The following is a 646-nucleotide window of genomic DNA, read 5'->3' as shown; positions in this document are numbered from 1 at the left end:
ATTGCCGCTTTTCACTGCCTCAACGGGATTCATCACACGGCCAAACTTTGGCAAATGCATCCCGGATGCCAGCTCCGGATAATGGCTTTCAATCTGGCGCTGAACGGGTGTTTTTTGCAATGGCTTACCCGTCGCACGGTTGCGGGGTGTCCAGGTGACAGCCATCGTGTCATTTTGCAGATGGACTTTTGTCACCCGTTCCCCGTTCAGCTCCACGCCGGGGCGCAGACTCTGCACCAGGGGAAGCGTCGATTGAGTTCCCCCCCCGCGCCCCCCGCTGATTTAAATCCATGCGGGATCTCAATCGGGCGACCAGCAAACAGGGCTTTTTCCGCACCGCCAACATATACCGCGCCGTCCGGCAGCTGATACCAGACGTAATCCGTAATGCCGAAAGCCTTTCCGAGATTATCCAGCAGCTGATACCCCGTCCCGCTGTGGGTGAAATGTGGGATCGGACGGTCTGAATAATCTGCATCCGGCACGCTGAAGGTCAGGCCGCTGTGCTCTGTAAGCCAGCTGGCCACATCACGCAGTGTGGGGTGCTGAAACGAACATGGCCAGAGGCGTTCAAATACGCCGACCAGCTCACGAACAAAGAGACGCTGAAAGCCGTTTTCAGCAGGTTGCGAGCGTTCCACGTACC

At 57.3% G+C, this 646-nt stretch carries 2 protein-coding genes; both read right to left on the bottom strand.

Annotation, left to right across the window (positions count from 1 at the left end):
- The coding region (locus NKF25_RS24060) for a hypothetical protein (protein ID WP_253229143.1) at positions 1 to 216 on the bottom strand (216 nt) is incomplete at its 3' end.
- Positions 207 to 646: hypothetical protein (locus tag NKF25_RS24055; RefSeq protein WP_253229142.1), on the bottom strand; the 440-nt coding region annotated here is incomplete at its 5' end. The genes NKF25_RS24055 and NKF25_RS24060, both read right to left, overlap by 10 nt.

Source organism: Haladaptatus sp. AB643, assembly GCF_024136975.1.
In the GTDB taxonomy this organism is placed as follows: domain Archaea; phylum Halobacteriota; class Halobacteria; order Halobacteriales; family Haladaptataceae; genus Haladaptatus.
Note: the sequence above shows the minus strand (reverse complement) of the source record. Positions and strands in the feature narration are given on the sequence as shown.